At 44.6% G+C, this 12,404-nt stretch carries 13 protein-coding genes and 2 pseudogenes; 6 read left to right on the plus strand and 9 right to left on the minus strand.

Annotation, left to right across the window (positions count from 1 at the left end):
* The 3 genes and pseudogenes from B5F29_RS11805 to B5F29_RS11815 all read left to right on the plus strand — a co-directional run.
* The coding region (locus B5F29_RS11805; protein ID WP_162608417.1) for an ATP-binding protein at window positions 1-409 on the plus strand (409 nt) is incomplete at its 5' end.
* Between the two features lie 176 nt (window positions 410-585).
* Window positions 586-675, plus strand: a pseudogene (locus B5F29_RS17200) (helix-turn-helix domain-containing protein); the annotation flags it as partial.
* Window positions 676-855: 180 nt separating this feature from the next.
* The gene (locus tag B5F29_RS11815) at window positions 856-1,329 is read left to right on the plus strand and encodes a transposase (protein ID WP_087154840.1); all 474 of its coding nucleotides are present in this window, start codon (window positions 856-858) and stop codon (window positions 1,327-1,329) included.
* Between the two features lie 104 nt (window positions 1,330-1,433).
* Here the strand turns inward: B5F29_RS11815 and B5F29_RS11820 are convergent, their stop codons facing one another.
* From B5F29_RS11820 to B5F29_RS16460, 5 genes and pseudogenes are all read right to left on the minus strand, one after another.
* Window positions 1,434-3,722 carry a S8 family peptidase gene (locus B5F29_RS11820; RefSeq protein ID WP_087154841.1) on the minus strand — a complete coding sequence of 763 codons (2,289 nt, stop codon included), beginning with the start codon at window positions 3,720-3,722 and terminating at the stop codon, window positions 1,434-1,436.
* Window positions 3,723-3,726: 4 nt separating this feature from the next.
* Complete coding sequence (locus B5F29_RS11825; RefSeq protein ID WP_087154842.1) at window positions 3,727-4,818, minus strand: AAA family ATPase; 1,092 nt, start codon at window positions 4,816-4,818, stop codon at window positions 3,727-3,729.
* 111 nt (window positions 4,819-4,929) lie between these two features.
* Window positions 4,930-6,023, minus strand: a pseudogene (locus B5F29_RS17205) (DNA polymerase); the annotation flags it as partial.
* A gap of 284 nt (window positions 6,024-6,307) precedes the next feature.
* Window positions 6,308-6,724 (minus strand): hypothetical protein, encoded by a 417-nt coding sequence (locus B5F29_RS11835; RefSeq protein ID WP_143449153.1) that lies wholly within the window; start codon window positions 6,722-6,724, stop codon window positions 6,308-6,310.
* Between the two features lie 169 nt (window positions 6,725-6,893).
* Window positions 6,894-7,343 (minus strand): AAA family ATPase, encoded by a 450-nt coding sequence (locus tag B5F29_RS16460; RefSeq protein ID WP_162608418.1) that lies wholly within the window; start codon window positions 7,341-7,343, stop codon window positions 6,894-6,896.
* On the opposite strand from B5F29_RS16460, the gene B5F29_RS11845 reads away from it, so the two are divergent.
* On the plus strand, window positions 7,344-8,384 hold the full coding sequence (locus B5F29_RS11845) for an IS110 family transposase (protein ID WP_087154844.1): 1,041 nt from the start codon (window positions 7,344-7,346) through the stop codon (window positions 8,382-8,384).
* A gap of 250 nt (window positions 8,385-8,634) precedes the next feature.
* Window positions 8,635-9,777: an aldo/keto reductase gene (locus B5F29_RS11850; protein ID WP_087154845.1), complete on the plus strand. Its 1,143-nt coding sequence runs from the start codon at window positions 8,635-8,637 to the stop codon at window positions 9,775-9,777.
* Window positions 9,778-9,782: 5 nt separating this feature from the next.
* Here the strand turns inward: B5F29_RS11850 and B5F29_RS11855 are convergent, their stop codons facing one another.
* Window positions 9,783-10,541: a 4Fe-4S binding protein gene (locus B5F29_RS11855; protein WP_087154846.1), complete on the minus strand. Its 759-nt coding sequence runs from the start codon at window positions 10,539-10,541 to the stop codon at window positions 9,783-9,785.
* A gap of 17 nt (window positions 10,542-10,558) precedes the next feature.
* On the minus strand, window positions 10,559-11,080 hold the full coding sequence (locus B5F29_RS11860) for a hypothetical protein (RefSeq protein WP_087154847.1): 522 nt from the start codon (window positions 11,078-11,080) through the stop codon (window positions 10,559-10,561).
* Window positions 11,081-11,293: 213 nt separating this feature from the next.
* Here B5F29_RS11860 and B5F29_RS11865 point away from each other — a divergent pair, with 213 nt between their 5' ends.
* On the plus strand, window positions 11,294-11,668 hold the full coding sequence (locus B5F29_RS11865) for a GNAT family N-acetyltransferase (RefSeq protein ID WP_087154848.1): 375 nt from the start codon (window positions 11,294-11,296) through the stop codon (window positions 11,666-11,668).
* Window positions 11,669-11,703: 35 nt separating this feature from the next.
* Here the strand turns inward: B5F29_RS11865 and B5F29_RS11870 are convergent, their stop codons facing one another.
* On the minus strand, window positions 11,704-12,306 hold the full coding sequence (locus tag B5F29_RS11870) for a histidinol-phosphatase HisJ family protein (protein ID WP_330397606.1): 603 nt from the start codon (window positions 12,304-12,306) through the stop codon (window positions 11,704-11,706).
* Entirely contained in the window at window positions 12,224-12,400 is a 177-nt protein-coding gene (locus B5F29_RS17080; protein ID WP_330397607.1) for a PHP domain-containing protein, read from the minus strand. The genes B5F29_RS11870 and B5F29_RS17080 overlap by 83 nt, the downstream gene beginning before the upstream one ends.
* Window positions 12,401-12,404: the final 4 nt, after the last annotated feature.

Consider the following 12,404-nt stretch of genomic DNA (forward strand, 5'->3'; position numbering starts at 1 on the left):
GACCTACCTGGCCTGTGCCCTGGGAAAAGAAGCCTGCCTGAACCATGTCAGGGTACGGTATGTCAGGCTGCCTGATCTGCTAATGGAGTATGGGGACTCCACCGTAGTTTCGGGGAACCAAAGGAAGCTGCTTGAACGCTACAGCCGGATACCTCTCCTGATACTGGATGAGTGGCTTGTGTCTGACATATCGGATGCGGAACTCCACTTCCTGTTTGAGCTTATGGAAAGGCGCTCTGATACAACCTCTACCATCTTCTGTACGCAATACCGCAAGGATGACTGGGTGAAACGTCTGGGCGAAGGAGTACGGGCAGAAGCGATTGTAGACCGTTACGCATACACAGCCTTCTGGATTGAGACCGGCAGCACCAATATGAGGGAATACTGTGCCAAGCATAAAATGTAAAAAACACACCGGTGGATCCCAAAAGCGTATTGCTGGGTCTGAGAGAAAAATCAGTGGGTCTGAGCAAAGCTCAGACCCGGATCCCTTGACGCGAAATAATCAATAAGATCCCGGAAAAGAAAGAAAACACCCGTGAGCGGCAGCATCAGGAGCAGATTCTGAAAAAGCAGGCGAAAATCGATGAAGTCCGCAGGCTTCATTCAGAAGGACATTCGATTGATGAGATCAGCCGGATCACCGGCCACGCAAAACGGACTGTCAAAACATACCTGAAAGAGGACTGTCCGCTCATAAATGGGCACTATGACAGAAGGCGGCCGGGAAAGCTGGCACCATATGAGAAGGAGATCATCGAACTGCGGTCCAAAGGGCTGACTTATGCCAGGATCCATGAACATATCGCTCGGAAAGGATATACAGGCACGGTTGCCTCCCTGAGAGTCTTTATGCAGAAGGAACGAACACACCAGAAAAATATTTCCCCAAATGAGACTGTCCCTGTTGAGTACATTCCCCGCAAGACCATGTGTCAGCTGATCTACCATGAACTGGAGAGTGTGAAAGGGATCACGGCGGAACAATATGAGGCAGCGATTCAAAAGTATCCTGTACTCGGCCAGTTATATACACTGCTAAAAGAATTCTACCGTATTGTATTTTCCAGAAAAAGTGAGGAACTGGATTCCTGGATGGAAACGGCAGCGGAGCTGAAGATAGATGAACTGGACCGGTATATCAACGGCCTGCGAAACGACCTGAGAGCTGTAAAAAATGCGATTATCTACCCATACAACAACGGCCTGGCTGAAGGCAGTGTAAATAAAATCAAACTTACGAAACGAATTATGTATGGACGGAATAGTTTTGCTTTATTGAAAGCAAAACTACTCATAAACGAATATTTTCATCAAATCAACTAAATCTGGAAAGAACCTATTTGACGCTTACAATTGATATATGTAAAATCCCCAATTACAACAAAAAAGTGTGACAGTCCCATTTTTCATAGAACTATCACACCTACTTAATTTATTTGTGTCATAATACGGTTTACATTCTGAATCTGAATTGGTAGAAGATTATCATAAGTTTGCAAAATCTGATCATAAAGACTACCCTTAAAATTTGGAATATCAATCGTTATCACAACGAAATATTTTATTTTTTCATGTTCATATTCATCTCGGCCGATTGCATGCAAAGAAATAAATGGATTCAACAATGAACTGCATCTCATTCTTACATCTTTGCGAATGATAGTATCCCATTTAAAATCACTATTTCGTAAATCAGCTTCTGCAAAATGCTTTTTTGCCGGCTTGGAAACAGGTAATTCTGACTTAATATATCCTTCTTTTATTAATTCTCGAGCTACAACAATATCCGCATCTTTCAGAAGATTCAACTTTTTCTCTGTTGTACCCTTTCTAAAAGGAAATCTCATATCGTTTGGATAAAATGTGTCTTCTATACAGTTATTTGTATACGCATCAGGATCATTTATGTTTGGATTTACAACTGTACAAATTGTCCACTTAATATCAGCATTTCCATGAATTTCACTAATCCCAGGTGCAAATATTGGCAGCTTAACTGTTGCTGAAGAAGTGATTTCTCCCTCATATAATATTGTGACCTTATTGTCCGAACAGTTTAGTATATCTTCTACACCATCCGAGCAAAATCCAAAACCGTTCTCAACAGTTCCTTCCAGCCCTTGCGATTCTGCTGAATGAATCAATAAAGCCCTTCCTAAGTGGGGAACAATCTGATCCGATGCGGCCATTAGACGTCCTATCTTACCAGCCACTACTGGAGCTGCCAGGCTTGTTCCCGCAGTTCCCATAATTAGATTGCCTGATTTAGTAGAAATAAAAGGTCTATCAGTATAACCTCCAAATTCAAGTATATCTGGTTTGATCTTGGCACCTTCTCTTCCCGGTCCGACACAACTATATGGTGCTCTATATTTATCATTAAGTGGAGATAACGTATATGCCCCTACAGCCAATCCATTTACCATATCTGCCGGAGATTGAACTCTGTTAAATGGGCTTTCTAAAGTACCATCATTTCCAGCAGCAATACAAAATAGTGGATTTATCTCTCCATCATCAACAGCATATGTCAATCGATCGCATACATAGGTAAACCTATTAATCTCATCATCAATTATTGCTCCCTTGGGACCAAACGATAAATTATATACTCTAATATCTGGTCTTTCAGTCACCACTTTTTCAATAATGTCAATCGTTGTATACATCTGATAATCCGCTTCTGGATTATCAGATTTTGCAGCGGGAAACACTCTAAATGATTCAACCGAAACCACAGGATTATCCACTGTATCCGTTTCCATTTTTCCTGCCAACCCCGTACCATATAATACAGCTCCACAAACATTAGCTCCATGATCCAGACTTGCTTCTGTTGGTTCAGCTCTCACCATATCATAGTTATCTACATATGGGTCCAGTAATTTTGTTCCACTCTGCACACCGCCATCAAAAACACCAACCTTAATACTCGATTTCATAATGGTATCTGGGAGTTTAGGCGCTGGCGCAACCATTGAACACACTCGGATTTGCTCCTCCCAATCATCCCTCATCGGCTTAATACTTCTTAACGGATTATACTTTTGAGCTAATGCCATAGATTCTCTATCCATATACATACAAACAAACGTTAATCCATCATCATAAGTTCTAACTACGGCGTCCGATTTCTTTATCTTAACAACATCAAAAAATCCATCAACTACCTTACCGCAATCTTCTCCTAAAGGATGAATTACTACTTCAACAATGCCCTCTTCCCATGAATCTGAAAATCCCAATGTTTTTTCTTCAGGTCTTAACAGATCAATACTTTTTATTGTACATACTTGATCTTTCCATTTTTTAACATGATCTTTTTTCCCTGTTTCGAATTTACTTTTTAATTCGGCCAGTTCACTATCATTCGTGCGTACAAAATACATTTTTGCCTTGGAACTATCTTCAGAATTTAAAGAATATTTTCTTCCTCCTACTAATTTCATACCTGATTCAGCAACAAGAGAACTAGGCGTATATGATTTTGCCTCATATTTAGGTTCTAGACGAATACAAACAATCTTTTCATCCAGAAACACTTCTTCACTATCTCTAATAGAATCCTGTATTCTGCTTATATCTGAACATAACCTAACCTTAGCTTCCCCATATTCATGCGGAAAAGTTGGCGAGCCTCCTCCATTTCTTTTTGTCAAGGGTTCGATATAATATTGCCCATTTGCAATTATTGGATGTTTTCCATTAATTCCCATAAAATCACTCCTTTAAATATCTATCAACTGACGATGTAGGTATTCCAGTCAATTCAGATATCTTTTTCACAGATATCTTTTTGCAGTTATTCTTTAATGCTTTACATATCGTAACCTTCTGTTCCTTAGTTCGCACCCCTACAAATTCACAATATTCTCTTAGTACACAAGAAGTTATTGTGTATTCAGGATTAATAATGATTCTTCTTTTAATATGCTCACACATTTTGCACAGATCGGCAGCCGACATTTGTTCTGTCCCATCTACGATAATCTGAATAATTCCATTATCGATTTCTTCGTACCTCTTTCCCATTCCACGTTGAATCAACATCATTCGCTGTTCTTTCTCCGGAAGGGATATTTCGATGTTTCTATCAAATCTTCTCCATATTGCTTTGTCCAAAAGTTCTGGATGATTTGTTGCCCCAATCACGATACATGTCACAGGGCAGGATTCCAATTCTTTCAACAAAACATTTACAAGTCTCTTTAACTCGCCTAAATCTGTAGCGTCATCTCTTCTTTTTGCAATTGCATCTATTTCATCCAAAAACAATATTACATTCTGTTCTTTAGCATACTGAAATATGCTCTTTATATTTTGACCACTTCTTCCAAGGTAACTGGATATAGAGTTTGCCAAATCCAAGGTTACTATTGGCATATTCAATTTGTACGATAACCATTTGGATATATATGTCTTACCAACACCAGGTTTTCCATGAAGTAAAATACTATTTGGAGGAACAATATCCTCTTCCAAGAATTTATTCAGTAAGCTTCTTTCTTGAATAAATTGGTTCAATTCCTCCATTTCCGCTTCCACAAGAATTGGATTTTCTACAAACACAGGTTCTTCCAAATTTACTAAACGATTCCTTGTTTCTCTATCAACAGGTACTGGTGAAAGATCCATACTTCTCATAACATCGGTTCCTGAATTGGTACAAGCAAGAATACGCATAATTTCTGCTGATGTATCAGGATCTTCCTTTTTTAGTTTTCTTCCTAGCATTAAAGCTATCGACTCAATATTCTTCCTATCATTATTAAGTGCTGCCCGAATAAGTTTCGGCACATATTCATATGTCATATTCCATCATTCCTATCTATTTTCATTTTGGGATATACAATATTGTATGTGTTTTCCGATGTTTTGTCAAGTTTTATCCCACATCATTTCCATCTATCCATTTTGGGATAACTATTCCTTTTTGTAAAAATGTGTACAATACCCATCTGCTCTAAGGATTAGCCCTTCAGCCCATGGCGGTGTTCTTCCCATCTGCTCACAGATTGCATCAAGTGAAACATCCTCCCGGCACTCAATAATTAGTTCATCATGTACATGAGCACAAATCATGCAATGGGATAATGTCTTCATAGCATAACAAAGGATATCCCTTGAAATTGTCTGAACGATATTCTCCACGAACTTCGAACCATAGTTTTCAATACGTTCCCATTTCTTGGTACCGCCAACTCCCTCATAGGTTACCGACTCAGACTCAAATCTGTTTAGTCCCATTCTCGGTTTCACATACGCAAGCCTTCTTCCAGATGGAAGCTGAATAAAAAGCATCCCACTCTGGCAAAAAATCTGATACCATTTACATCTGCCTGTTTCTTCTGTTTCACTGCAGTCTTGACTGCACGGTCAACATCCCACCAGAATTTCACAATATTCGGATTCGCCGCTCTCCAGGAATCCACAAGTGGCTGCAGTTCCTCTTCTGATAATCCCATTTCAATAGCACCCATAGATTTTAGTGCACCAACAGAGCCGCCATATCCAAGAGCCAGTTCCGCAATCTTGCCCTTCTGTCTTAAATGCGAATTCTGTCCATGCTTTTCCACCGGTACTCCAAACATAGCCGATGCTGATGCGCAGTAAATATCACCGTTGTTTACAAATACTTCTGTTCTCCATTTCTCTCCTGCAAGCCAAGACAGTACACGTGCCTCAATTGCCGAAAAATCTGCCACCGCAAACTTATTACCCTCTCTGGCAACAAAAGCAGTTCTGATCAGTTCCGACAACACATTGGGAACCGAATCATATAACATAGAAAGGGCTTCATAATCTCCGTTTCTGACAAGACCTCTGGCCTGTTCCAGATCTTCCATATGATTCTGCGGAAGATTCTGCAGCTGAGTGATACGCCCCGCCCATCTGCCAGATCTGTTTGCTCCATAAAACTGGAACATGCCTCTAGCTCTGCCATCAGCACATACTGCATTCTGTATAGCCTGGTATTTCTTTACAGAAAATTTTGCCAGTTGCTGACGAAGCTGCAGAGCATGGAATCCTCCGTCTTCCATTACCCCGGCATTCAGATATCTGTGTATCAGCGAGATTACCCTCCCATCTTTGATCGTTCTCGGCAGCACCTCTATCAGTTTGCTGTGGTTCACTGTGTCAAAATAGGCCTGCAAATCCATGCTGATTGCATACACATTGGCTGCACCCTTCCCACTGCCGGGCGGGTCAGGGACTTTCACCCGTTAGAACGTGTGCCCGCCGGGCACACTAAAAATAGAGCCATCCATTTCTGGATGACTCTATATCAAAAAATATTCATTTAATCTCTGTATCCTTTTATCGGACCATACATTTCATCGCCTTCTTTTTTAGTGGAGTGAATCATATGTACTCCGGAATAATCAATATTAGGAATTTCATTTTCCAAAATAATAGTCTGTCGGTTCTCTTCATGAGATATCATATATTTGAACCGTCTCGCTGCGGCTCTTTTTCCTCGCAATACGGTTCCCTTTGTTTCCGGTGTAAATCCATCTTTCAAAAAAGTATTCCCAGTTGCAAGATAAATCAAAGACGTAATCGTAGATATAGGGATATTCTTCGTATACCCCTGCCCATTTTTAAGTATACTGTTCTCTCCTACCATCCTTGTTTCATTTATCAGAAATGTATGTATAAAGGTTCTTACGGTAAGATTATTAGGTGTAAACTCCATATGATGAATGGTTTCAGCCATACTCGGGATCAAGGCACTTCAAATCTTCTGTATTAAACAACTGCAGTCTCCTTCCCCTCAAACCATGCAGCCAAAGCCTGCTCCACAACTGCTGCTATCCAGATATGCATATTCTTCATTCCCCTCACAGATGACACATATTTTTTGCTTATCAGAGAAAACAAGAAGTCTATTCTCCATCCGCAGCTCCTCCCTTCCCATCCCCTTTAATGCTTAAAAGGGAATTCAGCAATTCGGGATCCGGAAGAGCGCTCAGTGCTCCTTTTCTATACTTTTCTATAATATCTGTTGTGTCACGAACGCCCTGCTGGGCAGTAAAATCCGCCAGTGAGTACACATATACCCCGTCTTTATCTTTGTGCACAAACCAAATCTGCTCCTTACGAAACAGTTTTTTGCAATCCATAAGATTAATATCATGGATGGTAAATATCATCTGCGCGTTTATATTCAGTTCATTGTTAAACATCGCCACAATTGCCCTAGTCAGTTTAAAATGGATACTGCTGTCAAGTTCATCTATTACAAGAATTCTTCCCTGCTCAAGTCCTTCTACCACATACCCTGCCAGCGCAGCTATTTTCTTTGTTCCGGTAGAATCAAACAGCATGGTGTCCATGTGACCAATTATCTTTCCACCAGCGACCAGCTCAAACCCTATGATGTTAAGGTTTTCTGCCTCAATCCGAAAACGATTGCGAATTACCGGAAATCCTTTACCGGCTTGGGGAAAAATGACGGGATCGATTCCTTTCTCGTTGCTGATTACGTCCGTGCCGGACGAATTGAGACCGACCCCTGGCGCGGCTCCCAGTATCTCGCCCTGCAGCGTCTCACAAGGCAGCGCAGGCATATCAGCGAAGCCATTGCCAGGGAGAAAAACTATGTCCTGAACAACATTTTTCTCAAGTTCAGTGAGTTTGCTCTCCTCAGCGGTGAAGACAGCCCTGTTTCTAACAAGTTCAGCGCCACTGCCGAGGCAATCCTTACGGAGTTCAAAACCACCGAAGATATTGCCAATGCCCCGTTAGAAGAGCTGATTGACTTTATCTCCGCTTCCGGTCATGGCAGGTTCTCTGACCCCGACCAGGTCGCCAGTCTGCTTCAAAAAACTGCCCGTAACTCTTACCGGCTGGATAAGGCTCTATATGAACCTATCACTACATCCATTGCCTGTTCCTTTAACTGCATACGGGCTTTTGAAAAAGAGCAGAAAGCGCTTGATAAAGCCATCGCTGCAACTGTTGCGGGCTTGAACCCTACGGAATATCAGATCCTGAAATCCGTTCCGGGGATCGGGCCTGTATATGCCGCCGGAATCCTTGCTGAAATAGGCTCTGTACGCTGCTTTAACAGCAACAATGCCCTTGCAAAGTACAGCGGCATCATCTGGAGAGACAACCAGTCCGGTGAGTTTGATTCCGAGGACACTCCCATGATGAAAGCAGGGAACCGTTACCTGAGATACTATCTGATCCAGGCTGCAGGCAGTGTTGTCAGATACTGCCCGGAATATGAAGATTACTACAACAAAAAGTTTGCTGAAGTTCCCAAACATCAGCACAAGCGTGCACTCGCGTTGACCGCCCGTAAATTAATACGTCTGATTTTTGGTCTGCTGGACAAGAATCAACTCTACTCTCCGGCAAAGAGTAGGTAATCGTATATCGACTGTTTTTTCTTGCGGTTTCTCCGCAGGTCTATTTCGCGTACCCTTTTTTCTTTGTTTTCATTGAAATCTTTTTTTAATCACCTCTTGACATATCACCAAATTGCTTAAAGTTTTCGAATATAATCTGGATCTGACCGGCGATCAACGGTTTACGCTTGCAGAAAGCCCGTTATAAAGCTCCTGATTGTGAAGCATACCATTTTATGCTATGCTTTAAGAACAGAAAGGAGTTGGAAATATGAGGTACAGAGATTTGGGAAAAACCGGCTTGAAGGTCAGCGAGATCGGTCTCGGCGCGGAGTGGCTGGAACGCCACAACGCAGAAGAAGTGAAAGCCGTGATTGACTGCTGCGAAGAGCAGGGGATCAACATTCTGGACTGCTGGATGGCGGAGCCGAACGTGCGCTCCAACATCGGAAAAGCGATCGCGGGGAAACGGGAAAAATGGATCATTCAGGGTCATTTTGGCTCCACATGGCAGGACGGGCAATATGTCCGCACCCGGGAGATGGACAAGGTCCGGGTGGCTTTTGAAGATCTGCTGACCCGCCTTGGCACAGATTACATCGATCTTGGGATGATCCACTTTGTGGACGAAGAAGCAGAATTTCACCAGATCATGGAAGGGGAATTTCTGGCATATGTGAAAGAGCAGAAAGAAAAAGGCGTGATCCGCCATATCGGCATGAGCACGCACAATCCCAAAGTAGGAAAGCTGGCGGCTATGAGCGGGGAAATCGAAATGCTTCTTTTCAGCATCAATCCCGCATTCGACCTGCTGCCTGCCAGCGAGGATATGAATACCTATTTTGCAGAGGATTACGATGAGAACCTGGGCGGCATCCACCCGGACCGGGCCGATCTCTATCAGACCTGCGAGCGGCTGGGAGTAGGGATCAACGTGATGAAAGGCTACGCAGGAGGGCGCCTGTTCTCTGCGGCTTCCTCTCCGTTCGGAGTCGCCCTGACTCCGGTCCAGTGCATCCATTACGCCCTGACCCGGCCTGCAGTCGCCAGCATACTGGCGGGCTATGACACGCCGGAACACGTGATGGACGCCGTGGCATACGAGACTGCATCCGAAGAAGAAAAAGACTATGCCAACGTACTGGCAAAGGCGCCGCGCCACGCATATTCCGGTCAGTGCACCTACTGCGGACACTGCGCCCCCTGTCCCGCCGGCATCGATATCGCCATGGTCAACAAGCTCTATGACCTTGCGGCGATGCAGGAACAGGTCCCGGCTTCCATCAAAGCGCATTACGAGGCGCTTCCGGCCAATGCCAAAGACTGTATCGCCTGCGGGGGCTGTGAAGAACGATGTCCCTTCGGGGTCCGTGTAGCGGAAAAGATGGAGAAGGCCCAGGATCTGTTCGGATAATCCCTTTACAGGTAGAATTCGTTCGCCTTCCTGCCTTCACAGGCTTTTCCCACTCTCTGTATCAGCCCGGATACCAGTTCTTCCGGTATCTTCCTGCATTTTTCAGGACAGATTTTGATGCACCGCATGCAGCCTATACAGAGAGTTTCATCCACATGGCGTCCGTCGTCCGAGATCGCTCTTACGGGACATTTGGCCGCGCATAGTCCGCAGCTTTTGCATGTGTTTTCATCTGTCAGGATCTTCATTGTGGACACATGCCTCTCCTTATAGGGACGATTTCCCGGCAATACCGGTTCCTCTGCCAGACCGGCCTCTATCTTTCGGGCGGCCTGAACGGCAAACTGATGGAGTTCATCCAGGTCTGAGGCGTCCGGACGCCCCGTCCCATAAATGTGCATGATATTATGCTCTCCGACCGCCGCGCAGCCGGCAATCACCCGGCAGCCGGCGGTCTTTGCGCAGTCCGCCAGTTCCAGCAGCGCATCCTCATAGGCGCGGTTTCCATAAGTCACACAGACAATGGCGGCAGCCCCGTTTCCCCGGATATGCGAAAGGCGTTCCACAGCCGTTTCAGGAATCCTGCCCCCATAGCAGGGCGCTGAAAGGATACAGACGCTGTCCGGTTCGATCTGTATTTCACCGGATACCTCCTGGCACAGATCTACTGATACCGGTTTGGTTTCAAACGCCTCTGCGATTCTGTCGGCAGCCAGCTGGCTGGTCCCTGTCGGGCTGAATGTAATCGTGTACAAATTATGCATGTTGGATATCTCCTTCCTTATTTTTCCATCATACTGACCGCATTCTGCGCCGCGACGACGTCCGCAAGATTCTCCAGCGCAAAGTAAGCGCCGTATCTTCTCCTGCCGCTCATATAAACATTGTCGCAGAATGTGATCGTACCGTTCCCGTTTTTATGTATCCGGATGTCCATAGGCGGAAGACTCTTCCCGTCATGCATCTCGATCCGGTTTCCTCTTTTTATCATGATCTTCTTATTGGTGATAATATAAAAAGTTCTTTTTCTCAAATACGCCATATGAAAAAATCTTCCGATTAACAAATAGATACCTATCCCTATAAACGGTATTCCCCACAGGCAGAAAAATAACGGCGCGCCGGAAAATATGGCGGTCAGTTCCCAGAAAACAGAAAATGCCAGCCAGATCAGGGCAAAGGGAAGCATAATGATCTCTCTGCCGGTGAAAAGGGCTCCTTTCTCCGGTTTTCCCTTCCATAAAATATATTCATCACCCACCATATAGGGCCGGCCAAATTCATATTCATCCATGTAATCCATCCTGCACCGCCTCCTATCACCGTGTTTTCACGATTTTGTTTCATCTTAGCACAAATCCACCGTCACAACAAGCGGCTGTCAGGAGCAACTTGGATATGGTATAATGAGCGTGAAACGCGAATTATACCATCGCGCATACCGGTTTCTGCGCTTGCCGCAGAAAGCCGGGCGCATCCGCCGGAGGCTCCATGCCGGCGCAGCGGACATGGTATAATGAGCGTGAAACGCGAATTATACCATAGGAGGCAATATGAACTGTACAATCCGTCAGTGGCGTCCCGAAGACGCCGCAGCGCTGGCAGAGCTTTTAAACAACCAAAAATCCATTTCCGAACTGCCGAAATCGGATATTATATTGGAGAAAACTTCTGGGGACACGGGATCGCCACCCATGCCGTGAAACAGGCATGCGGCGATATTTTCGCACGGACAGATATCCTGCGGATTTTTGCAGAGCCTTTTTCTTACAACGCTGCTTCCTGCCGGGTACTTGAAAAAGCAGGGTTCCAGTTTGAAGGGCTCCTTAGAAACAACGCCGTAAAAAACGGAAAGATTCTGGATATGAAAATGTACGCGCGGCTGAGATAATTGTTTTTTACAGTCATAGAGCTCTGACGCCGTCGTCAGAGCTCATGAAAAATCGGCCTCATCCGTTCAAACGTGCAGAATTCCCGAAACCCCAGATCTTTCAGCAGATTTCTGGTCTCCGGTATATCCATTCCCAGATGTTCCGGTTTGTGGCTGTCGCTTCCTATCGTAAGGATCTCTCCTCCCAGTTCGCGGTACAATTCCAGAATCGCCTTTGACGGGGTCATGTCGGCGAGCCCGTAACGGCGGGACGAGGTATTGACCTCGATCCCTTTGCTGTCCGCAATCACCGTTTTCAGAATTTCTTCTATAAGAGGACGTACTTTTTCGAACGGGTACACCCCTGCCTCGTCGTACCGGATGATCAGATCCAGATGCCCCAGAACGCTGTAATCCTTATAATTCTGTACCAGATCCAACAGTTCTTTATAATACCGCTCATTATATTCCTGCTGCGTCCGGCCTCTCTGAAAATCCTGCGTCCAGAATTCCAGATCCTCTACCTGATGCACCGACAGTATGATAAAATCAAAAGGATACCTGTGAAACAGTGTCTCATATCTGGAGATCGTATGCATCTGCATCCCGAACTCCATCCCGGTCCGGATAGTGATCTGCTCCCCGTAAAGAGTTCTCATCCATCCCCATCCGAATAGCGTCCCGTATGACCTCTTCCAAAGGATAGACCGAGTCGTCGCTGAACGCGGTGTGCACGTGATAATCTGCGAGCATGCTC

This window comes from Lachnoclostridium sp. An196, assembly GCF_002160135.1.
In the GTDB taxonomy this organism is placed as follows: domain Bacteria; phylum Bacillota; class Clostridia; order Lachnospirales; family Lachnospiraceae; genus Hominiventricola; species Hominiventricola avistercoris.

What these genes read in the sequence shown, in the direction of transcription:
- B5F29_RS11815 (WP_087154840.1), top strand. Translation starts at nt 856, where the DNA reads ATGCAGAAGGAACGAACACACCAGAAAAATATTTCCCCAAATGAGACT.
- B5F29_RS11820 (WP_087154841.1), bottom strand. Translation starts at nt 3,722, where the DNA reads ATGGGAATTAATGGAAAACATCCAATAATTGCAAATGGGCAATATTAT.
- B5F29_RS11825 (WP_087154842.1), bottom strand. Translation starts at nt 4,818, where the DNA reads ATGACATATGAATATGTGCCGAAACTTATTCGGGCAGCACTTAATAAT.
- B5F29_RS11835 (WP_143449153.1), bottom strand. Translation starts at nt 6,724, where the DNA reads ATGGCTGAAACCATTCATCATATGGAGTTTACACCTAATAATCTTACC.
- B5F29_RS16460 (WP_162608418.1), bottom strand. Translation starts at nt 7,343, where the DNA reads ATGGACACCATGCTGTTTGATTCTACCGGAACAAAGAAAATAGCTGCG.
- B5F29_RS11850 (WP_087154845.1), top strand. Translation starts at nt 8,635, where the DNA reads ATGAGGTACAGAGATTTGGGAAAAACCGGCTTGAAGGTCAGCGAGATC.
- B5F29_RS11855 (WP_087154846.1), bottom strand. Translation starts at nt 10,541, where the DNA reads ATGCATAATTTGTACACGATTACATTCAGCCCGACAGGGACCAGCCAG.
- B5F29_RS11860 (WP_087154847.1), bottom strand. Translation starts at nt 11,080, where the DNA reads ATGGATTACATGGATGAATATGAATTTGGCCGGCCCTATATGGTGGGT.
- B5F29_RS11865 (WP_087154848.1), top strand. Translation starts at nt 11,294, where the DNA reads ATGAGCGTGAAACGCGAATTATACCATAGGAGGCAATATGAACTGTAC.
- B5F29_RS11870 (WP_330397606.1), bottom strand. Translation starts at nt 12,306, where the DNA reads ATGAGAACTCTTTACGGGGAGCAGATCACTATCCGGACCGGGATGGAG.
- B5F29_RS17080 (WP_330397607.1), bottom strand. Translation starts at nt 12,400, where the DNA reads ATGCTCGCAGATTATCACGTGCACACCGCGTTCAGCGACGACTCGGTC.